17 protein-coding genes and 2 tRNA genes are annotated in these 20593 nt (G+C 55.5%); 5 read left to right on the forward strand and 14 right to left on the reverse strand.

The window, feature by feature from the left end; translation table 11 throughout:
• Window positions 1–3: 3 nt before the first annotated feature.
• The 5 genes from R8G34_02155 to R8G34_02175 all read right to left on the reverse strand — a co-directional run bounded on the left by R8G34_02155 (window position 4) and on the right by R8G34_02175 (window position 7716).
• Window positions 4–1413 carry an amidase gene (locus tag R8G34_02155; GenBank protein MDW3221683.1) on the reverse strand — a complete coding sequence of 470 codons (1410 nt, stop codon included), beginning with the start codon at window positions 1411–1413 and terminating at the stop codon, window positions 4–6.
• A 2-nt stretch (window positions 1414–1415) separates the two neighbouring features.
• Window positions 1416–2540 (reverse strand): peptide chain release factor 2, encoded by a 1125-nt coding sequence (gene prfB / locus R8G34_02160; GenBank protein ID MDW3221684.1) that lies wholly within the window; start codon window positions 2538–2540, stop codon window positions 1416–1418.
• Between the two features lie 83 nt (window positions 2541–2623).
• Entirely contained in the window at window positions 2624–5176 is a 2553-nt protein-coding gene (locus R8G34_02165) for a PBP1A family penicillin-binding protein (GenBank protein ID MDW3221685.1), read from the reverse strand.
• 113 nt (window positions 5177–5289) lie between these two features.
• Window positions 5290–6507, reverse strand: a complete 1218-nt coding sequence (locus R8G34_02170; protein MDW3221686.1) for an N-acetylmuramoyl-L-alanine amidase — start codon at window positions 6505–6507, stop codon at window positions 5290–5292.
• 66 nt (window positions 6508–6573) lie between these two features.
• Window positions 6574–7716: an aminotransferase class I/II-fold pyridoxal phosphate-dependent enzyme gene (locus R8G34_02175; GenBank protein ID MDW3221687.1), complete on the reverse strand. Its 1143-nt coding sequence runs from the start codon at window positions 7714–7716 to the stop codon at window positions 6574–6576.
• A gap of 80 nt (window positions 7717–7796) precedes the next feature.
• Here R8G34_02175 and R8G34_02180 point away from each other — a divergent pair, with 80 nt between their 5' ends.
• On the forward strand, window positions 7797–9071 hold the full coding sequence (locus R8G34_02180; protein MDW3221688.1) for a M48 family metalloprotease: 1275 nt from the start codon (window positions 7797–7799) through the stop codon (window positions 9069–9071).
• Between the two features lie 7 nt (window positions 9072–9078).
• Entirely contained in the window at window positions 9079–9828 is a 750-nt protein-coding gene (locus R8G34_02185; protein MDW3221689.1) for a DsbA family protein, read from the forward strand.
• Window positions 9829–9845: 17 nt separating this feature from the next.
• Here R8G34_02185 and ispG read toward each other — a convergent pair whose 3' ends face one another.
• The 3 genes from ispG to hemA form a co-directional block, all read right to left on the reverse strand.
• Window positions 9846–10976, reverse strand: coding sequence for a flavodoxin-dependent (E)-4-hydroxy-3-methylbut-2-enyl-diphosphate synthase (gene ispG / locus R8G34_02190; GenBank protein ID MDW3221690.1), 1131 nt, complete (start codon window positions 10974–10976; stop codon window positions 9846–9848).
• Between the two features lie 87 nt (window positions 10977–11063).
• Window positions 11064–12302, reverse strand: coding sequence for a DUF4115 domain-containing protein (locus tag R8G34_02195; protein MDW3221691.1), 1239 nt, complete (start codon window positions 12300–12302; stop codon window positions 11064–11066).
• A 130-nt stretch (window positions 12303–12432) separates the two neighbouring features.
• Window positions 12433–13656, reverse strand: coding sequence for a 5-aminolevulinate synthase (gene hemA / locus R8G34_02200; protein ID MDW3221692.1), 1224 nt, complete (start codon window positions 13654–13656; stop codon window positions 12433–12435).
• 240 nt (window positions 13657–13896) lie between these two features.
• On the opposite strand from hemA, the gene R8G34_02205 reads away from it, so the two are divergent.
• Together R8G34_02205 and R8G34_02210 are read left to right on the forward strand one after the other, a co-directional pair.
• Window positions 13897–15270 carry a M20/M25/M40 family metallo-hydrolase gene (locus R8G34_02205; GenBank protein ID MDW3221693.1) on the forward strand — a complete coding sequence of 458 codons (1374 nt, stop codon included), beginning with the start codon at window positions 13897–13899 and terminating at the stop codon, window positions 15268–15270.
• Between the two features lie 54 nt (window positions 15271–15324).
• On the forward strand, window positions 15325–16200 hold the full coding sequence (locus R8G34_02210) for an alpha/beta hydrolase (GenBank protein ID MDW3221694.1): 876 nt from the start codon (window positions 15325–15327) through the stop codon (window positions 16198–16200).
• Window positions 16201–16475: 275 nt separating this feature from the next.
• On the opposite strand, the gene R8G34_02215 is transcribed toward R8G34_02210, so the two are convergent.
• From R8G34_02215 to R8G34_02240, 6 genes are all read right to left on the reverse strand, one after another.
• A tRNA-Asp gene (locus tag R8G34_02215) sits at window positions 16476–16552 on the reverse strand.
• Window positions 16553–16684: 132 nt separating this feature from the next.
• Window positions 16685–17413, reverse strand: a complete 729-nt coding sequence (locus tag R8G34_02220; GenBank protein ID MDW3221695.1) for an SGNH/GDSL hydrolase family protein — start codon at window positions 17411–17413, stop codon at window positions 16685–16687.
• Window positions 17414–17660: 247 nt separating this feature from the next.
• Window positions 17661–17957, reverse strand: a complete 297-nt coding sequence (locus R8G34_02225) for a hypothetical protein (GenBank protein ID MDW3221696.1) — start codon at window positions 17955–17957, stop codon at window positions 17661–17663.
• A gap of 243 nt (window positions 17958–18200) precedes the next feature.
• On the reverse strand, window positions 18201–18500 hold the full coding sequence (locus tag R8G34_02230; GenBank protein MDW3221697.1) for a hypothetical protein: 300 nt from the start codon (window positions 18498–18500) through the stop codon (window positions 18201–18203).
• Between the two features lie 698 nt (window positions 18501–19198).
• Window positions 19199–19274, reverse strand: a tRNA-Val gene (locus R8G34_02235).
• A gap of 35 nt (window positions 19275–19309) precedes the next feature.
• The gene (locus R8G34_02240) at window positions 19310–19888 is read right to left on the reverse strand and encodes a histidine phosphatase family protein (protein ID MDW3221698.1); all 579 of its coding nucleotides are present in this window, start codon (window positions 19886–19888) and stop codon (window positions 19310–19312) included.
• A gap of 241 nt (window positions 19889–20129) precedes the next feature.
• On the opposite strand from R8G34_02240, the gene R8G34_02245 reads away from it, so the two are divergent.
• A complete protein-coding gene (locus R8G34_02245; GenBank protein ID MDW3221699.1) occupies window positions 20130–20591 on the forward strand; it encodes a (2Fe-2S)-binding protein in 462 nt (153 codons plus the stop codon).
• Window positions 20592–20593: the final 2 nt, after the last annotated feature.

Below are 20593 nucleotides of genomic sequence, written 5' to 3' on the forward strand. Positions count from 1 at the left end.
TTATTATACCATAGCAGGTCTCTTCTGAGGCCAACCAGTGGCTTCATGCCATTTTTGAGCGATCTGAAGCAAAAATCCGTCGCTTCCCGGCTTGCCTATCAATTGCAATCCCATGGGTAGACCTTGCGCGCCAAAGCCGATGGGAAAATTGACGACCGGCAATCCAATCAGGCTGGCGGGCACGACAATCTGCATCCAGCGGTGGTAAGTGTCCATTTGCGCGCCCGCGATTTCAATCGGATGTTCAAGCCCGACATCGAAAGGCCAAAGCTGTGCGGATGGCAGCACCAGCACGTCGAAATCCGCAAACAGCTCGGCTGCAGTGCGAAACCAATCTGACCGAATTTCGCTGGCGACCTGGATGGTTTCACCGCGCATTTTCAGGCCACGCTCGATTTCCCAGATCATCGCGGGCTTTAACAAATTGCATCTGGTTGGGTCGCGGTAGTCCTCGCGCCTGCGCATCGCCACCAAGTATGAGCGCAAATCTATCCAACTGGTCCACATGGCATCGGCATCAAACGGAGCCGAAACCGTTTCTATATTCCAGCCCATCTGCTCCATTCCCACCAATGCCGTTTCGCAAAAGGTCAGAACAGTTTTTTCTGTTGGAAACGCGCCGCTCCAATCGCCCAGCCACGCGACCTTTGGGGCCGTGAATCGGGCATCAATTTGTGGCAGGGTGGGTGCAACTTGCGTCGGCATCGGCACCCTGGGATCCGGACCCGCCATGGTATCCAGCAGCGCGGCAAGATCCGCAGGCGAGCGTGCCATTGGACCGTCTGTTGAAAGCTGGCTCATGAAAGCCTCCCCCTCGGGATGCGCGGGCACCACCCCCCAGGTCGGTCGCATGCCATAAACGTTGTTCCATCCTGCCGGATTTCGCAAGGATCCCATCATGTCAGACCCATCTGCGATGCTGAGCATGCCCGTGGCCAAGGCGACGGCGGCACCGCCCGACGAGCCACCAGCAGATTTGGATGTATCATAGGGGTTTTTCGTAGGGCCATGGACCGGATTGAACGTATGGCTGCCCAATCCAAATTCGGGGGTATTTGTCTTACCGATCACGATTGCCCCGGCGGCCCGCAATCGCGCGACCATCAAGTCGTCCTGCGTCGCCATCTGACCCGCAAAGATCGGTGATCCTTTGGAGGTCGGAAACCCTTGGGCATTCGCCAAATCCTTGATGGCAATAGGCATGCCATGGAGCCAGCCTTTGCGCGCAGTCTGATCAGCCGTTTCCGCCTCGACCAAAAGCGCGTCGTCCGGTTTCAACGAGACTATCGCGTTAACTTCCCTGTTCACGACATCAATGCGTGCAAGGGTCGCCGCCATCAGTTCTTTGGCGCTGATCTCGCCCGTTGCCAGTGCTTTTGACAGCGCGAGTGCGGATGTCTCAGCGAAGTCCATGATCAACCGCTTTGTGCTTCGGCCCGGCTCTTGCCGGACACATCCAAGGCCAGGGTCGCCGCCATGAGACCATCAAGATCGCCATCCAAAACACCCTTGGTGTCGGATGTTTCGTAATTCGTGCGCAAGTCCTTAACCATCTGATAAGGCTGCAAAACGTAGGATCTGATCTGGTTTCCCCACCCCGCGTCCCCCTTGTTTTCATGGGCCTCGTTGATGGCTGCATTTCGACGGTCCAGCTCCATTTGATAGAGCCTCGATTTCAGCGCTTTCATCGCAATATCGCGGTTTTGGTGCTGGGATTTTTCCGAACTTGTAACAACAATGCCGGTGGGGGCATGGGTAATGCGCACCGCGGAATCCGTAGTGTTCACATGCTGCCCGCCCGCACCGGAGGAGCGATAGGTATCAATGCGAATGTCCGACGGGTTCACTTCAATATCAATGTTGTCGTCGACAACCGGATAGACCCAAACAGACGTGAAAGACGTGTGCCGCTTGGCGGCTGAATCAAACGGGGAAATCCGCACCAGCCGATGCACGCCACTTTCCGATTTCAGCCAACCATATGCGTTCAGGCCGGTAATTTTGTAAACGGCTGACTTGATCCCCGCCTCTTCGCCCGCGCTTTCGGCCTGCAATTCAACCTTGTAGCCCTTTTTCTCTGCCCAACGGACATACATCCGGGCCAGCATGGACGCCCAGTCACAGCTTTCCGTACCCCCTGCCCCGGCATTGACTTCGAGGAACGTGTCATTGCCGTCCGCCTCGCCATCAAGCAGCGCCTCCAGCTCTTTCTTGGCCGCATTTGCCTCAAGAGATTTGAGAGCCGCCTCGGCATCAGATACGACTTCTTCGTCTTCCTCCATTTCACCAAGCTCGATCAACTCGATGTTATCTGCCAAATCCTGCTTGATGCCCTCATATGTTGCCATGGCATCCACCAACATCTGACGGTCCCGCATCAGTTTTTGTGCGGCATCAGGATCGTCCCATAGAGTTGGATCCTCAACGCGCGCGTTGAACTCCTCCAGACGAAAGGACGCCGTTTCGACATCCAGTCTCTGCCCTAGCAGGTCCAGAGATTTTTCGATCTTTTCAACGGTATTTTGTGCGTCAGCGCGCATGCAACTTGCCTCGGACGTTGGGTCTGATCGTGGTGATAAACCAGTGCCCGACCAGCGGCAAGAGAGCCTTGCCAGCTTGCGGCCTAATAAAGCCCGCCGGAGCTCAACGTGCCGAAATCAGCCTTTGGACCAACGGTGGTCGTTTCCCCGGTCGAGGTTGTGACTTCCTGTTGTTGGCGCCCGACTTCCTCAAACAACGGCAAGTTCTGCCCCATCGCAAAGCCACCATCATAGGTAATACCAAAAATCGGCTGTTCGCCTTCGCGGAAATACTCTGCAACCACGGCCTCGCCTGTGGCGCTGTCATCAAGTCGCGCACCGGTAAACCGGTCAATCTTGATGAATCTCCCGCCCGGCGGGATCTGAAACGGTCCGCCCCCGTATTTTTTGGTGGCTTCTTCCATGAAGCGCTGGAACACAGGACCGCACATCCCACCCCCGGACGCGCCACGGCCCAAGCCGCGCGGCTGATCATAACCGATGTAACATCCCGCAACGATGTTGCTGGTGAAACCGATGAACCAGACGTCCTTGGCCTCATTCGTGGTGCCTGTTTTCCCTGCTGTCGGTACCGGCAAATTGACTGTGCGACTGGCCGTGCCCCGTTCCACAACGCCACGCATCATAGAAGTCAGCTGATAGGCCGTAATCGGATCCATCACCTGTTCACGGTTGGAGATGATCCGGGGCGGTAGGCCCGCATCAAGGCTGGCCAGTTGGCAATCGTTACAGAGGCGTTGATCGTGGCGATAGATCGTGGTTCCATATCGGTCCTGAACGCGATCCACGAGCGTGGGCTGCACCCGCTCTCCGCCATTTGCGAACATCGCGTAGGCTGCAACCATTTGATAAAGAGTAGTTTCTTCGGAACCCAGTGAATTGGCCAGGAAAGTGCCCATCCTGTCGTAAACGCCGAAGCGTTCCGCATAGTCAGCTACAACATCCATGCCAACTTCCTGCGCGAGACGGATGGTCATCAGGTTTCGCGAGCGCTCAATACCGGTGCGCAGCGGTGTCGGTCCATAAAATTCACGCGATGAATTACGTGGACGCCAAAGCCCTTGGGGGGTGTTGATTTCGATCGGTGCGTCCACCACGATCGTGGCCGGAGAATACCCGCTGTCAAGTGCAGCGGCATAGACAAATGGCTTGAAACTGGAGCCCGGCTGGCGTTTGGCCTGTGTGGCCCGGTTAAACACGCTGGATTGGTAGGAAAAGCCGCCCTGCATCGAAATGACCCGGCCCGTGTTGACGTCCATCGCCACAAACCCGCCCTGGACGCTCGGCACCTGGCGCAAGGTCCAGCGCACAAAAGTGCCATCTTCGTCAGATGTGATAGCGCGGACGTGAACGACATCACCCACGTCCAGCAGGTCGCCCGCAACCTGTGCCGTGCGCCCGGTCGATCCGTCCTGTGACCGCTTACGCGCCCAAGTCACATCTTTGGCCGTTATGAAATGACCGTCTTCGTCCTCGGCCACGCCTTCTATCCCGATCCGCGCGTCATTGCTGCCGACGGAAAGGACAACGGCCGGATACCATGGGCCATCAAGGTCAACGTCACGGGCCATCTTGGTCTCACCGAGTGCGGCGCGCCAGTTTTCTTCGGTGTCCAACAACGCCGGATCAATCTTGATCCTGGTCTCGCGCCAAATGCCCTGACGGCGGTCGTATTCTTCCAGCGCCCGGCGCAGGGATTCCGCCGCTATGGGCTGCATTTCCTGATCAATGGTGGCGCGAACCGTCAGGCCGCCGGTGAAAAATTCGCCCTCGCCGAAGTCGCTGGTCAACTGCCGACGGATTTCGTCGGTAAAATAATCCCTTGGAGGCAGTTCCGACTTGAAGCTCTCAAAATCACCGTTCTGAACAGAGCGCAGCGGCGCATTCAACTCAGTGACCAAAGCTTCCGGCGTGATAAAGCCATTCTCCATCATTTCCTTGAGGACAAAATTGCGCCTTGCTAGCAAACGGTCTTTCTGTCGCACCGGGTGGTAATCACTTGGGGCTTTGGGCAGGGAGGCCAGAAATGCGGCCTCATGCGGGGCCAGATCGTCCAGCGGCTTGTTGAAATAGGTCTGGGAAGCCGCAGCAACCCCATAGGAGTTTTGCCCGAGGAAAATCTCGTTCAGATAAAGTTCGAGAATGCGCTCCTTGCTGAGCGTTTCCTCAAGTCGCGACGCGAGAATGATTTCCTTGATCTTGCGTTCCGCCTGACGGTCTCCGGACAAAAGGAAATTCTTCATCACTTGCTGTGTTATGGTTGACGCGCCCCGCACGTCTTGTCCCCGAGATTTGACTGCGTCAAATGCCGCCGCGCCGATGCCGCGCAGATCATACCCGTCATGGGTATAGAAATTTTTGTCCTCCGCAGAAATAAACGCCTGTTTGATCAGATCAGGAATGGTCTCCGCCGGAGCGAACAACCGCCGTTCCTTGGCAAACTCATCAATGATCTGACCCTGACCTGAATAAATCCGGCTGATCGTGGGGGGCGAATATTGTGCCAAGGACTCATGACTGGGCAGGTCGCGCCCATACATCCAGAACACCGCGCCCACGGTCAGAGCCACCATGCCGATGGCCATGGTGATGGTGGTGAAGATACCGCCAAAAAAAGACAAAATAAATCTGAACACCGGCGCGCTGCCTCTCCGTTTGTTGGCCTACATATAGGCAGTGCCGCCCACCGCGTCAAAACACGAAACCTTACGAAAAGTGGCGAAATCGGCCATTCTTTGCCTCTGGCAGTTTACTGCCGCACCAAGGGACGTTTTGCCGCGTCCGCATCGCGCCAGCCCGCAATGGCCTGCACCATACCGCCGATTATTCCTGCGCGCCACGTCGGGTCGCGCAGATTGTCCAGATCCCGCGCGCTGGACAGGAACCCAACCTCCACCAGAACGGATGGAATATCCGCCGATTTCAATACAGAAAAACCAGCTTCACGCAGGGGTCTGCGGTTCATCGGGCCGCCGGCTTCTGTCATGCCTTTGACCAAGGACGCCGCAAGCGCTTTTGAACGGGGCTCTGTTTCCTGACGTGCAAGATCAAGCAGCACACTCGCGACCTCATCGTCCGATCCCGTCAGATCCGTGCCTGCAATGATATCAGACCGATGATGCCGCGCTGCCAGATGCGCGGTGGCCGTATCGCTTGCCCTGGCAGAAAGCGTGTAGATCGTCGCCCCCTCTGCATCGCCTTCGCTCAGAGCATCTGCATGCAGCGACAGGAAAACATCCGCACCCGCTTGATGCGCGCGCGCAACGCGTCCTTCCAAAGAGACAAAAACATCACTTTCCCGGGTGAGAACCACGTCCGAAACGTCAGACCGCAAGAGAGCTTCACGCAACTCAAAAGCGAACTGCAGCATCAGTTCTTTTTCGTTGATGTTATCGCGCTCAGCGCCGGGATCGACGCCCCCGTGGCCTGGATCAATCGCCACGACAAACCGATCATCCACCAGAGGGGCGACAATCTCCTCCTTTTGAGGCGGCGGCCACAGCGCGTCCTTTGGCGCCCCGGAACGCGCAAAAAAGTCGTCTGCTTCGGTTTTTTCGAGGGTAAAGGAGAGAACCGCGGTTCCGGCGGACCGATTCAGGTTCATGGCAATTTCCAAGGGTAACATCGGATGCGCCATATCTGCCACCAGACGGGACCAGCCGGGTTGAAAATTGCCGAACCGCACATTTGTCAGTCCAGATGACCCCTCCAATAAATCTGACGCATGTACGCCGGACCAGTCCACATCGCGAAAGTCGATCACCAGTCGGGGTGGATCAGCCAGCGTGAAAACGCGAAAAGGCACGCCCTGGCTCAGATGCAATGTGACGTTCGTCTTGCCAAACCAGCCATCCTTGATCTGACTGGCCTGCGCATCCACACGCGCCACAGCCGTGAGGTCCTGCGCGCGCGCCGGGACCAAGCCGATACAAAGGCAGACCGCGAGTGTTACAATGTGCCGGATCATGTTCTGCTCTGCCGGTTTTTGATTTTCTTCTTCTTAACGCAAGCAATCCCGCGAGGGAACACTCCCTCAGCGCCCCTGCATGAACACTTTGAGCCGTGCGAGGCCTTCAATGATATCCTCGGTGCTGCGCGCATAGGAAAATCGCAAGGTGGTGTGACCGCGATCTGGATCAAAATCCAGCCCCGGCGTCACAGATACACCGGCCGTCTGGAGAATTTCATTGGCAAATGCCCGACTGTCTTTTGTCATGTCAGAAACATCGGCATAAACGTAAAAAGCCCCATCTGGCGGGGCGATCTTGGTAAACCCTGCCTCGGGAAGCTCTTTGAGCATAAGCGCGCGATTGATGCGGTAGACCTCCATATTCTGCTGTAATTCTTCCTCGGCATCCATGGCAGAGAGCGCCGCGAGCTGGCTTGCGTGGGGTGCACAGATGAACATGTTCTGCGCAATGCGCTCCAGGATGCGGACATGATCCTCGGGCACGACCATCCACCCTACACGCCAACCGGTCATGGAGAAATACTTGGAAAATGAGTTGATTACATAGGTTTCGTTGGTGATTTGCAGGGCTGTAACGGCCTTCGCTTCGTATTCGATCCCGTGATAGATCTCGTCCGAAATGAAAGATGCGCCCTGGGCCTGCGTGGCGTCAATCAGCGCGCGCATCGCCGGCGCGTCAAGCATCGTACCGGTTGGGTTTGCCGGCGAGGCCACAAGGAGACCCGCCAGATCCATCGCCGCGAAATCCTGCGGGACCGGTTGGTACCGGTTCTCCAGCGCGGTCGGCAAGTCAACTGGCTTCAGGTCCAACGCACGCAGAATCTGGCGATAGCTGGGATAGCCCGGTGCGCCGATACCCACGCGATCGCCCGTATCAAACAACGCGGTAAATGCGAGTAAAAAACCGCCGGAAGATCCTGGTGTGATCACGACGCGCTTTGGATCCAGATCAATACCGTACCACTCACCATACATTCTCGCGATCCGCGCGCGCAAAGCTGGCAAACCCAATGCGACGGTATACCCCAGCGCGTCATTCTCCATGGCCCGACTTAATGCCACTGCGGCTGCCCGCGGAGCCCCGGTACCCGGCTGCCCGACTTCCATGTGGATGACATGGCGACCAGCGTCCTCAAGACGGCGTGCAGCCTCCATGACATCCATCACAATAAAGGGATCAACATCCGATCGCCTTGAACTACGCATGAATTCGCTCCACCCTCGTTTTCATGATGTTTCACCTGTTCTGTCGACTGACGTCAATCCCGTTGCTATTGCTATGGCTTATGGCTGTCCCCTTGCACGCGCAAGGGTTGCTGCGAGACGGTGATCTGGAATACGGGCTTAAGCAACTGGCGGCCCCAATTCTAAGCGCCGCCGGCCTAAGCCCCTCCCGCGTCAAGATTCTGGTGGTCAACAACAGTTCGCTCAACGCATTTGTGGTCAGCAATGACGCGATTTACTTGCACTACGGCCTGATCAATCGCATGGAAACAGCCGCCATGCTACAGGCTGTAATCGCGCATGAAGCGGCCCATATTGTGAACGGACATTTGACCCGTCGCATGACCAATCTTTCCAGCACGCGGACAGCCTCAGGACTTGGGCTTGCCCTCGCCGCCATTGCCGCCGCCGCGGGCGCCGGCAACGCAGCAGGCGGTATCGCGCTTGGCACGCAAAGTTCCGCACAGGCGCGCTTTTTCAAGCACACGCGGGCCGAAGAGGCATCGGCGGACCAATCGGGTATTCGCTTCATGAAATCTGGCGGGGTTGACCCAAGGGGAATGTTGGATGTGCTCCAGATCTTTAGCGGTCAGGAAGTTTTATCGGAGACAAGGCAGGATCCCTATTTACGCAGTCATCCCTTGTCGCGCGACCGGGTGCGTGCCGTGCAGGGTTTTACCGCCGCATATGGCCATGCAGCAAACGAGAACCCGGCATATGCCTATTGGTTTGAACGCGTTAAAGGAAAGCTGAGCGCTTATACGCGCGCACCAAAATGGACCCTAAGGCGGCTCAAGGACAGTCCTTATGCCGATGTGCGGTTGCTGCGCGAAGCGATTGCGGAACATCGCCAATCTCGCACGACACAGGCCCTGGGCGCCATAGACGCGGCAATCTCGATGCGGCCCGATGATCCCTTTCTGCATGATCAACGTGGCCAAATCCTGATCGAAACACGTAATTTTCAGGCAGCCGTAGCGGCCTATGGACGTGCCGTGCAGCTCGCGCCCAATGATGCTTTGGTTCTTTCAGGATATGGGCGGGCACTGCTGGCAACCAATGAAATTGAGCGCGCGCGCAAGGCGCTGGAGAAAGCGCGCTCGATTGATTTCCGGGATGGATCCATGCTGCGCGATCTTTCAATTGCCTATGCAAAATCCGATCAGCTGGGGATGGCGTCGCTTGTAACGGCCGAGCGTTACGCCTTGACCGGACGCATGGAGGACGCGGAAATTCATGCAAAACGTGCTTTGGGATTATTGTCGACGGGGACAACCGCTTGGCAACGCGCTCAGGATGTGTTGATTGACGCAGAGCGCGCGGAAAAAAGGAGATGACTCAATGATGAAAACAAGAATACTACCGGCCTTACTGACTGCGGTTGTGCTCGCAGGTCCCGCTGTTGCGCTGGATCTAGAAACCATGACCGATGAGGACCGCGCGCTGTTTCGATCCGAAGTGCGAAACTACCTCATGGAAAATCCTGAAGTGATCATGGAAGCTGTTCAGGCTCTCGAAAACCGTCAGGCGGAAGCTCAGGCGCAGGCCGATCAATCCTTGGTCACGGACAATGCGCAAGCAATTTTTGATGACGGGTTTTCGTTTGTCGGCGGCAATCCGGATGGCGACATCACACTTGTAGAGTTCATGGACTATCGCTGTGGGTACTGCAAACGGGCTTACGGCGAAGTTGAAAAACTTTTGGAAACAGACGGAAATATTCGTTTCGTCGTTAAAGAATTCCCGATTCTGGGTGAGCAATCCGTTTTGGCTTCACGGTTTGTGATTGCTGCCAAGCAACTGGAGGGCGCGCAAGCCTACAAAAGCCTGCATGATGCTTTGATGGAATTTAATGGTGACATCACTCTGCCCGCCCTGAGACGTTTGTCCGCGACATTTGAATTAGATGCCGACGCGATCGAGGCGCGTATGAATGATGCTTCGGTTACTCAGGAAATTGCCGACACGCGCGCCTTGGCTCAAAAACTACGCATCACAGGCACACCAACTTTTGTCATGCAAGACGAGCTGTTACGCGGCTATCTCCCCTATGATCAGATGCGCGATCTTCTGGAAGAAAAACGTGACCTCTGAACAGGCAAATTTGCGGCTTATTCGGCAGCATCCAAAAGGGCTGCTTCGGCATCAAGCGCTGCGGCCTTTTTCTCAACCTGCTCGACGATGTGCTCGATCATTGAGTCGTTGTCGAGCTTGTGGCTTTGCTTGCCTGCCAAATAAACCATGCCAGAGCCAGCACCACCTCCGGTAAAACCGACATCTGTCATGAGCGCCTCACCGGGCCCATTGACCACGCATCCGATGATGCTCAGACTCATGGGTGTCTTGATGTGTTCCAGTCTTTTTTCCAGCTTTTCCACTGTTTTTATGACGTCAAAGCCTTGCCGCGCGCAGCTTGGGCAACTGATGATATTCACGCCGCGATGGCGCAAACCCAGAGATTTCAGGATCTCGTATCCCACCTTTACTTCTTCGACCGGATCCGCAGAGAGGCTGACACGGATCGTGTCTCCAATTCCCATCCACAGCAAATTTCCCAGACCAATGGCCGATTTGATCGTCCCCGAAGTCAGACCTCCTGCTTCCGTTATGCCAAGATGAATCGGCGCATCGGTCGCATCAGCCAATTGTTGATAGGCCGCTGCCGCCATGAAGACATCAGAGGCTTTGCAGCTGATTTTGAATTCGTGAAAATCATTGTCCTGCAGGATCTTGATATGGTCGAGCCCGGATTCGACCATCGCGTCCGGACAGGGTTCACCGTATTTGTCCAGCAGATGTTTTTCAAGACTGCCCGCATTGACCCCGATGCGGATCGAACAATTATTGTCCCGCGCCGCTTTGATCACTTCCTTTACCCGCGACTCATCGCCGATATTGCCCGGATTGATCCTCAAGCATGCAGCGCCTGCCTCGGCCGCTTCGATGCCTCGTTTATAGTGAAAGTGGATGTCTGCAACTATCGGAACTGTGACTTCACGTACGATCTCGCGCAAGGATGCGGACGACTCTTTATCCGGCACAGATACGCGAACGATGTCAACACCGGCGTCCACAGCGGCTTCGATTTGAGCAATTGTACCGCGCACATCTGTCGTCAGCGTGTTGGTCATGGTTTGCACTGAAATCGGTGCATCTCCGCCTACTGGCACATTGCCGACCATGATCTGGCGCGACGTACGGCGATAAATATTGCGCCATGGGCGCACGTGGTTCAGCGACACGAATCTGTCCTTTGCGAGGAGCTTCTGTCACTTAAAATAGACAGTCGCGCCGCCGCTCGCAATGGTCGGTTTGTTACAAACAGGTTGTTATTCGTCTACCGTGCCCAACGGCGCTTGTAGCTGAACCACAGTCGTGGCAAGGGCTTCGTCCGCTGCAAGGTCCGCTATCGAATAACGTGTCTTTAGTGCGTCGACATCAAGCGGTAGCTTGGATGTGACAACGCCAGTTTCGCCAACGGGTCCGTAATACTCACCGCTGAGCGAAAAATAGATTGCACCACTTTCGCCGGTACGCAATGTGGGTGGGGCTTCGCTCAACGGAGCATCCCAGGTTTCGCCAGGTTCCATAATGGTTTCAAAAATCACCGTTCCGTCTGCCGCGCTGACACGCACCCATGACGGGCGAACTGCAATCATGCGCAGGGCTGGACCGGGTTTCTGCACGACTTGCGGTATTGTCGGCTGTTCAGCAAGGCTGGCAGAAACTGCCGCGTCGATTGATCCCGCAAAGGAGTTGGTCGGGGGTACAACGTCTTTTTCGACGCTTGCAAAATTTCCAATCGTGCGCGGATCAATTGTGGATATTGGTGCGTCGCGGGCGGTCAAAACCGGCACATCAAGCGCCTGAGGCCGGTACAACTGGTCCAGCGCGTCCAACCTGGGTTGATCCATGGCGCCCGGTGTCACTGTCGATCCGGTTGCATCCGGAACCGCTGCAAGCACGCCGTCCAGAGGGTCCAGATCGGAAAGCACAACCGGGGTCTGCTCGACAGGCGCGACTTGAACGCGCTGCACCTCTTGAAGGACAGAATAGCCGCCGAAGCCAATCGCCGAGATCAAGGCAACCAATACCAGAGAGGAGCCAATGGCACTGGGTTCTATACCGGAGAAGAAGCCCTCTCCCGACGGCGTGAAAGGTGTTTTGGACCTGCTGAACATGTCGCCGTCACCCAGACCAACAGATCGCTGCTCTTTGGGTGATTTTCTGACCACGGAGGCTTTTGATGACATGCCATGAGCAACGGTGAACCCACTTTCCTCGCAGAAAGTATCAAACGCCTTATCTGGGTCCATCCCCAGATATCTGGCATATGATCGCACGTAGCCAGCAATAAAGCCCGGTGTATCAAAGGCGTCGGGATCGCAGTTTTCGATGGCGGCGATATATGACGCTTTAATCCGAAGCTCCCGCTGAACATCCAGCAACGATTTACCTATTGTTGCACGCTCGCCGCGCATAACATCGCCAAGGCGCAATTCGAAGTCATCGAACGCCTTGCGTTCGACATCTTCCTCAACACCTTTGGAGTGCCTACGCCCAATCATAAACCTGCCCCGTCCTTGCCGTGCCTGCCTGACGCCTGTGCCAGACTTGAAACCGTTCGCACGATTCGTATCCGACTTGTTGTTTATGTTAGGTTAACACAAGGCAACTCGATTCTCATACAGGCGATTGCTAGCCCGCCTCTTCGGCGCGATTTAGCGCACAATGTGACCACAACCCATCCATTGCGTGCACCAGAGAATCCATTTCGTCCGGGCCGTGTATCGGCGACGGAGTAAAGCGCAAACGCTCGGTGCCCCGCGGTACGGTTGGAAAATTGATCGGCTGGACGTAAATGCCATGGTCTTCGAGCAGCATGTCGCTCAATTTCTGAGTATGCACCGGATCGCCCACCATGACCGGCACAATGTGACTGCCATGATCAATGATCGGCAAACCAAGCCCCTTCAGCCTCAGCTTCAGAATGCGCGCTTGCGTCTGGTGCGCCTCGCGCAGTTCAGGGGCATTTTTTAAAAAGGCTACAGAGGCCGCAGCGCCCGCCGCGACAGCAGGCGGAAGCGACGTTGTAAAGATGAAACCAGGCGCGTAAGACCTTATGGCATCACACATTTTAGCAGACGCAGAGATGTAGCCGCCCATGACGCCAAAGGCCTTGGCCAGTGTACCGTTGATGATATCAAGCCTGTGCATCAAACGATCGCGTTCTGCAACGCCAGCGCCGCGTGGGCCATACATGCCGACGGCATGCACCTCATCGATGTAAGTCAAAGCGCCGAATTCATCTGCCAGTTCGCAGATCGCTTCAATCGGTGCAAAATCACCGTCCATGGAATAAATCGATTCAAAGGCGATAATCTTTGGTGCCGCAGGATCATCAGCTGCGAGCAGTTCGCGCAAATGCTCAATATCATTGTGACGGAAGATGCGTTTGGCACCACCATTGCGGCGCACGCCTTCGATCATGGAAGCATGATTGAGCGCATCAGAATAGATGATTAATCCGGGGAAAAGTTTAGGCAAAGTTGAAAGAGTTGCATCATTGGCGATGTATGCAGATGTAAAAAGCAGCGCTGATTCTTTGCCATGCAGATCTGCGAGCTCGGTTTCGAGCCGTTTGTGATAGACCGTGGTCCCGGAGATGTTCCGCGTTCCGCCAGATCCTGCACCTGTTGCATCGAGCGCTTCATGCATCGCATCAAGCACAACCGGGTGCTGCCCCATGCCGAGGTAATCATTGCCACACCATACAGTAACGTCTTGTGTGCTGCCATCGGGACAGGTGCGCGTGGCATGGGGGAATTGACCGTTGTGACGTTCAATATCTATGAACGTCCTGTAGCGTCCCTCAGTGTGCAGGCGCGCAATAGCCTGGTCCAACTGGTCGTTATAGCTCACCCGGTCTCTCCTCCGTTTGATCCCTGGGTACGACGCACCTTTGGAATCCTTCTAAGTTCAATATCGTTCCTGCCCTTAAGGTTCAATAACCTTAGGATGCGCATCCTGTCGCATCCTTGACATGCATCAAGCCAATTGCGTGAGTGCGGAGCGTTTGGCATCGCCGGTTTCAGGCCTTTTCACCGCTGGACACCACCGTGCGCACTGCTACGGTTCGTGGAAAATCAAAGGAGTCGCCCGATGTCTTTAGACGCCGTTTTATCCCGAATTGATGCTGATCTGCCTGCAGCAACGGACCGCCTTCTTGAGTTGCTGCGTATCCCCTCCATCTCAACAGATCCCGCATTCAAAGATGCCTGTGATCAGGCGGCAGACTGGTTGGTCACGGATCTGAACCGCCTTGGCATTGCCACCCAGAAACGTTCGACGCCGGGGCACCCGATGGTGGTCGGACATATTGATGGCCCGGGTCCGCACTTACTGTTTTACGGTCACTATGACGTGCAACCTGTTGATCCGCTTGACCTTTGGGACAACGATCCTTTTGATCCGAAGATAGAAGATACCGCCAAAGGACGTGTCATTCGCGGACGCGGTTCTTCTGATGACAAGGGCCAGTTGATGACGTTCATTGAGGCCTGCCGCGCCTGGAAAGCCGAACATGGCAGCTTGCCTTGCAAGATCACGTTCTTCTTTGAGGGGGAAGAAGAGAGCGGCTCCCCTTCCCTTGTGCCCTTCATGGAGGAAAACGCCCAGGAGCTGAAATCTGACATCGCGCTGATCTGTGACACCGGGCTTTTTGAAAGCAAGACACCAGCGATTGTGACCATGCTGCGTGGTTTGCTGGGCGAAGAGATCACGATCACCGGACCGGATGTGGATTTGCATTCAGGAATGTATGGCGGTGTGGCGATCAATCCCATCCGCGTGATGTCACGCATCATCGCTGCGCTGCATGACGAAGAAGGGCGCATCACCGTTCCGGGATTTTATGATGGCGTACCGGAGCTTTCCGACGAGATGGAAGCGCAATGGCAGGGGTTGGCCTTTGATCATGCAGGGTTTCTGGGAGATGTGGGACTGTCCTACCCAGCGGGCGAGCAGGACCGCACGCCACTGGAGATGATCTGGTCGCGCCCAACCTGCGAAGTCAACGGGATTTGGGGCGGATACACGGGCGATGGCTTTAAAACCGTCCTGCCCGCCATGGCACAGGCAAAGATCAGTTTCCGACTGGTTGGCGATCAGGATCCGCTTTTGATCCGGGAAAATTTCCGCGCAATGGTACGCGAGATGCTGCCCGAAGACTGTGAGGTCAGTTTTAGTGAACATGGCGCCAGCAAAGCCTCGATGACCGAAACCGACGATCCCAGTTTTGAAGCGGCGCGTCGCGCCCTGAGCGACGAGTGGCAAGTACCAGCGGCCTATGTCGGGTGCGGCGGGTCGATTCCGATTGCAGGCTTCTTCCAGAATATTCTGGGAACAACGCCGATGTTAGTCGGTTTCGGCAAGGACGATGATGCGATCCATTCGCCGAATGAAAAGTACGATTTGGAGAGTTTCCACAAAGGGATCCGCAGTTGGGCGCGTATTCTGGCGGCACTCGCAACGTGATCGCCGTGCGGATCGCGCGGTGGCCTGAAGCCCACCCTACGGTGCCTTTGTCCAGTGGGTGAGGAATTCAAAAAGCTGTTTGCAGATGTGAATGGCCAGCGCATTTGTTATGCGACCCTGGGCTCTGGCCCCCCCCTCTTGCTGTTACATGGGTTTCCGCAAACACATGATTTGTGGCGCGAGGTGGGAGCGACGCTGAACGATGATTTTACCGTGATCGCGCCCGATTTGCGCGGGTATGGTGCGAGTTCGAAGCCACAAGGCACCGAAAATTACACCTTTCGCCATATGGCGGGGGATCAATCCGCATTGATGCAACATCTGGGATTCACGGAGTTTCACGTCGCAGGGCATGATCGGGGGGGACGCGTGGCCCACCGGCTCGCCCTCGACGCGCCTGAACAGGTACTGAGCCTGACAGTAATGGACATTGTGCCCACGCACTTACTGCTAGACCAACTCTCGCGGCAGGTTGCAACCGCCTACTACCATTGGTTTTTCCTCGCTCAACCCACGCCTTTCCCCGAAACGATGATCGGGCATGACCCGGACCGGTATTTCGAAAGCTGCCTGTTGGGCTGGGGCGCGGCACTCTTGTCTGACTTTGATGCAAAAGCGCTCGCCGCCTATCGCAAGGCGTGGCGCGACCCGGATGCCATTCGCGGCATGTGTGCTGACTATCGCGCTGCATTGCAATATGACTTTGATCTTGATGCCCAGGATCTTCACCGTCAGGTTACTTGCCCTGCGCTGGTTCTTTACGGGGCGGATGGCGCAATGGCGCGGGCGTTTGACGTCCCTGCGACTTGGCAGGACAGGCTCTCGGACATGCGTGCCAAGGCCATTTCCGGCGGACATTTTTTTGTGGACCAGTCGGCCGATGACACGGCGCAGGCGCTCTCGGACTTTCTGCGTCCGATTGCGGACTGACGCGCCTGCGTCCCGCGCAATAAGAGAAGTGAGCGCTGTGTAATGAGTTCGAAACGCTCCCTGCGCTTATCCGCGCCATGTGCGCCCGTTCGAAGAGTAGCGGGGACGAGCGGACAGATTTGATCTGCCTGTGATTTCCAGAGACCGAAACCGACGTCTCTGCACGTCGTCCTAAGTTGAACCTTGATTGAAAATACCTTTCGCGCCGCCGCCCAAGATGACGGTATGACGCCAAAAAGCAAAAAGGGACCCGAAGGTCCCTTTTCAAGCAGCGGTGGCGCGGTTGACGGGGCTCGAACCCGCGACCCCCGGCGTGACAGGCCGGTACTCTAACCAACTGAGCTACAACCGCCCTCTGCTCGCCGGGTGTACCCAGCGCGTTTGGACGTATTATGGCGCGCCTCAGGTCACGTCAAGCACGTAGCGCGCCTGAGACAACATTTTTTGTAATCATTTTTCGCCACGAGGTCGCTGGACGTGATTTTCAGGAACGTCCAAGTCCGCCATCAGGCAAATCATTGAGAATATGGCGCGCCATGGCGCTGCCCCAACGTGCATAGAGACGCGGACCCGGATGGAAGCGATCTGAGGCCATCATCGTATCATCAAAACCCCAGTCCGGATCGACAAGCCGGGCTGAGCCATGCGTATCAAGCCCCCGTTGCTGCGCTGCGTTCATCAAGGATGCGCGATCCCCGAGGAATCCCGCCAGGGGATCAGGGATTGACGGGAACTTGGCCATCGGCGGCACTGCTGTCACATAGATCCGCCTAACGCCAAAATCGTTTTCCAGGACCTGATGAAACGCGTTGGTTTGTGCAACCCAAGTCATGGGGGCGACAAGCCGGGTTACATCGTTCACGCCAAGGGCAGTCACGGCGATATCAAACCGCAACTGAGCATTTTTCTTCAGATAGCCCGGCATTTTACGAGTGGTCATCCCGGTCTTTGCAACAAGTTGCCAACTTACGGAAAAATTTGCGGCCAATGCATGCGTGAGCCGCCCGCTGAGCGCCTCCAACTGATGATCAGCACCCACCCCGGCGGCCGAGGAATCGCCAACGATCAGAACCCTTAGGTCCGGGCCAGATCCAACACGCCCAACACGCGGGCCTTCGGGTTCGGGCAGACGCGGGGTTTTGCTGATGACCTTCATGGCTTGAAAGGCCAACACGGGCGAAAGGGCTGCCGCTCGCAATCGCGCTCTTACCATGGTGTCGCCTCCGGTCGGGCTAGGCTGTAAGGCAATGAAACACTGCGTGGGACTTAAAGGAATCGTGGTTTCATCAAAGTTTTTTTCACTCTTGGGACAGGGGATCGCAATGCCATACCATCATTCTTGGATACCAAAGCCATAACCAGCGCATAGACGCGGGTATTAACAATGTGCTTAACAAACGGTTTCCTGTAGCGACTTCGGAGCAATGTTCGTACACGGAAAAAAACAATCACCTTTGCAACTAGATCTCACGGTGGTCCCGACTGGCGTTTCGGGAAATCGCTTTATCATCAATACGCCGCGCTGCCTGGTCCAGACGCGCTGCCATATGGATGATCTCGGAAACATCCCCCGCGTTTTGCTCCAATGCCATTTCGTAGGCTGCATACTCAAGAAACTGGGCGGCGACCTGCATGGCATTTTGCGTCCGTTCAGGGTTTGGCAACCGATCAAGAACGGCAAAAACCGGCGAAAGGTCCACAACCTTAGGGGGATCTTGATCCACAGGCCCGGTCATATGATGTCCGCTTTCAGCCATTATCGCATTTTCGCTCTCGGCACCGACTGCACCAGAGATGTATTGTCCGGCTCTATTATCGAAAACGGCGTTTTGCGGCGCAAATTCGCGCGTCGCAGAAATCAAACAGCGCTGCCATTGAGCCGATAAATTTTCCGCCGTTCTAACGTTTACTCTTCGTTAACACATGCGAACATGTCAACCCAAGGTAGACTAAACATCTGTCCAAAGCACGTTTGTCGGTAAATAAGACGCATATCTCACCTATTGCAGGCGTGATGCTGCCAAAGCTCCCGCGTAGGAAAGATCGGGGAGAACTTCAGACGATGATCTGTTGAGTTTTGCCGATGCATCGACCAACTCGGCGACGAAAGTGGCAGGTTCGTGCCCCGCAAGTTCAAAAGCGGCATATTCCAGAAGCTGTGAAGCAATTTTCATCGCGCGGCTTGATCGCTCTACCAATGGCAATTCGTCCAGCAATTCGACGATGCGATCAATCTCTTGTTCCGAAGGCTCTCTTCCAGTTTCGCCAAACCCCTTCAGGCCGTTTTTATCATAGAACATCTGCGCACATCCCGTATCTATTCCGCATAGCACCACCATTTACTCCAATAACCAGAATCACAGCTCGGCAGACATGGCAAGCGACTCGTAAAACGCAGCTCCAAACAAGTGGTTCTGAGCGATAGTATGCCAGTTTCTGCGAGAAACCGATATATTTATTTGTGACAGTTTGGAAATGCCAGACACCAGCGCTGCTTGCGCGAACGCTTTGACCATATCCTGGAAGGGCCGGGACACTCAAAGCGCGTGCCATAGAGCTATGCTTCATTGCAACCAAGTGGGACACTCCAACTGTGCGCATGCGGTGAGATCTCTACGTGGGCGCAGCGTCTTGTGACACAGGCCAAAACACCTCGCTTAAGGGCAAGGATATGTCGGAATGTCATTTATTGTAAGCGGCTTGCTCGTATTTGTAGATAACGGAATTGTCAGCTTTTGCGGTAATCCAACTCGCCAAGTCGGCCATTCTGTTTCCATTTCAAGGCATCTGCATCTTGTCAGAACCTCTTCAACGCTGTGCCCCGCTCCACTGCGCCTTTACGTAACACTTGCCGTGCCACTTACTGGTGGTTGCGATGTCGCGTCATAACACCTGATTGGGGCGCTCAGAGCGTGACCCGCGCGTTGCGAAAAGAAGAAGACGTCAACCAAAGCGCAAACGCACATCGTTCCAAGCGCCAATGTTGCAGCAGGTTTTATGGTGGGTCGTGAGAGGCTCGAACTCCCGACATCTTCGGTGTAAACGAAGCGCTCTACCAACTGAGCTAACGACCCGTTACGCGGCGGTTTAGCTAAAGTCGCGCGCTGCTTCAAGCCCCTATCGACAGGCAATTCATTTCTCCTGCGTCGAGATGGTATACAACCCCTTGCCCACCCGGGAGCATACCTATTTCCGCAATGTCTTTGCCCAAGACGATCAGACGCAACATACGCGAAGTGATTCCGTGGGTAACCAAGACGGATGGCTCAGACAGATCGTTCAAAAACGCAACGCACCGAGCATGTAATCCAACGAAACCTTCGCCTCCTGGTGCACGATCATACAGATCCAAGCCGCTCTCTTCACTCTCATCCACGGGGCGGTCGATGATCAGAGTGTCACGGCGCATGCCCTCCCAGTCTCCGACCGAAATCTCCGCTAAACGAGCGTCAGTTGTGATTGATCCGAACAGGCCATTCAATGCGATGGAAGCCGTATGAAAGGCGCGTCCCTGAGGGCTGCAATAGGCTTTAAAACCAGTCAGATCACGCCGTTTCAAGATGCTATGTTGATCCCGCGCCTGCGCCCTGCCCTGATCGGTCAATGCCGAATCCAGCCGCCCTTGTATCCTGTGGTCAGCGTTCCACAAAGTTTGTCCGTGGCGCAGAATATAGAGCGGCGGCATCATTTGGAGTTCTCCGGTTCGGCAAAGCCAGGGGGTTAAATACTTGTTACACGTCGATGTCACATCACGTGCCAGATCCGCAATGCCAATTAATCGGCAAAATGTTGCGCCACGCGATGTTGACGCTGAAAGTCTAGTGAACCGTGATCTTTTTCGATCCTTTCCAGCTACCAATTCTAGCTTTTGAACCTACTTGTTAACCAAGTTGAACGGATTTGTTAGCGCAACCCGAAAGGAAGCTTTCATGACAATAGATCTTAAACTGAACGGCGAGACCCACGCGGTTGATGCCGAGCCCGGGACACCTTTGTTGTGGGTGATCCGCGATGACCTCAAGATGACAGGAACAAAATTTGGCTGTGGCGTGGCGGCATGTGGTTCCTGCACTGTGCATGTTGATGGCGTGCCTGTCCGGTCCTGCCAAACCTACATCGAGGATCTTGAAGGCTCCGAAGTTACGACGATCGAAGGGCTCACCTCGGATGTGGCGAAGGCGGTGCAAACCGCCTGGGCGGAACTGGACGTCGTGCAATGCGGTTACTGCCAATCCGGCCAGATCATGTCTGCGGTTGGATTGCTGAGCGAAAACGCGAAACCAACCGTTGATGATATTGACGACTATATGAACGGCAATGCATGCCGCTGCGCCACGTATCAACGCATCCGCGCTGCCATATTACGCGCTTCAGATTTGATGGAGGCCTGAGT

It is taken from the genome of Paracoccaceae bacterium (assembly GCA_033344815.1).
Taxonomy (GTDB): Bacteria; Pseudomonadota; Alphaproteobacteria; order Rhodobacterales; family Rhodobacteraceae; genus Roseobacter.